The sequence below is a fragment of the Nitrosospira sp. Nsp13 genome (assembly GCF_900101945.1).
Lineage (GTDB): Bacteria > Pseudomonadota > Gammaproteobacteria > Burkholderiales > Nitrosomonadaceae > Nitrosospira > Nitrosospira multiformis_D.
Map to the genome: position 1 here is coordinate 1 of NZ_FMVD01000044.1, position 1,425 is coordinate 1,425.

Sequence of the window (1,425 nt, forward strand, 5' to 3'; positions counted from 1 at the left end):
TTGCGAGAGGGCTCCGGCGCGGGTGATGCGCAGGCTTTCCTTCTCGATCCCTTTCAGACCACCCACTAATACAGGCCGGAGGGATGCGTCAATGGATGCTTTACGCCACTTATAAGCTAATTTGTTTGACATTCTTTACTCCGATATCCGCTGATAATTGGGAATACTCCCTGTACGCTCGAACCGGCTAAGCTGATGGAGTTTCAATATAATAAAAATCTTCATGGTCAGTTTGCCGGTCATGCCTGACTTTATAGCTTTCAATAAGCAAGTGATTGAAGCTTAGCTTAATATATTGCAAAATGCAAGTAACCATACTATATTATTAACTCGGTAATTTTTAGTGCAGGCAAGTTATGAATGACGATAAGACGATGGAAGGAGAATTTGCTTTCGAGAGGTCGTGCTGTCCGCTCACGAATGCATTGGATATTTTTGGCGATAAATGGACGTTGCTGATTATTCGGGATCTGGTTCTGGGCAAACGCCGCTACCTGGAATTGATATCCTCACCGGAGAAAATCGCTTCAAATATCCTTGCAGATCGCTTGAAGAAATTGGAAGCCGCGGGTGTCATTAGCCGACAGGCCTATCAGCAGAAGCCTGCACGCTATGAGTACTTTCTTACACAGAAGGGTGAAAGTTTGGCGCCGGTGCTGGCGGCCATGATTTCCTGGAGTCAGGAGTATTACCCCGGTACTCAGCTATTCCCCGCGGTCAGGTAACGTCAGGCAACCTGACACGTATCAGACGCGTGGAGCCGATCGGCGATTATCAGAGACAGATCACTTCAATGGCGGTTTGTAGTATGGGCGGCCTCGTTACCCATATACTGATACCTTCGGTGACAAATGAATCGCTGATTCTTCACGATTTGCTATTTGGGTGAGCTCAAATCAGGAGGGTATCCTGCTTGCCATTTCCTGCTTGTATCGTTGCCGTTCCGCTTCTTCTTTGAGTGCGGCGTCCACTTCCCGCATGACGCTGCTTACATCAGCCGGTCTCTCGTCACGCTCAAAATAGCCGGTCAGCTTCGTCTCCGGAAGCAGTCTCCCGCTCTGGTAGAACGACCATATTTCCCTGCCATAGTCAGTCGTGAGCAATTCGGGAGCAAAGCGGCCAAAGTAGGCGGCGAGGTTATCCATGTCGCGTACCAGCATACCGCGGGCGTTGTTGTTGGCCGCCGCGTCAATGGCCTGGGGCAGGTCGATGATGACAAGTCCGTCGCTGCCGGCAAGCACATTGTATTCAGACAAATCGCCGTGGACGATGCCGGCGCAAAGCATGCGCACCACCTGCCTGATAAGGGTGAGGTGGTGCGCACGCGCCTGTTCCGCCGTGAGCGCCAGATCATTGAGCCGGGGGGCGGCCTCGCCATTGGCGCCGGTCACCAGTTCCATCAGCAGCACGCCTTCGAAGAAATTA

General features: G+C 51.6%; 2 protein-coding genes. One reads left to right on the plus strand and one right to left on the minus strand.

The genetic code is table 11. The annotated features are described in order from the left end of the window. The first annotated feature begins 356 nt into the window (after positions 1-356). Complete coding sequence (locus tag BLO43_RS16205) at positions 357-725, plus strand: winged helix-turn-helix transcriptional regulator (protein WP_074633458.1); 369 nt, start codon at positions 357-359, stop codon at positions 723-725. Positions 726-896: 171 nt separating this feature from the next. Here the strand turns inward: BLO43_RS16205 and BLO43_RS16210 are convergent. After that, a partial coding sequence (locus BLO43_RS16210; RefSeq protein ID WP_302847708.1) for an RIO1 family regulatory kinase/ATPase domain-containing protein occupies positions 897-1,425 on the minus strand: 529 nt, incomplete at its 5' end.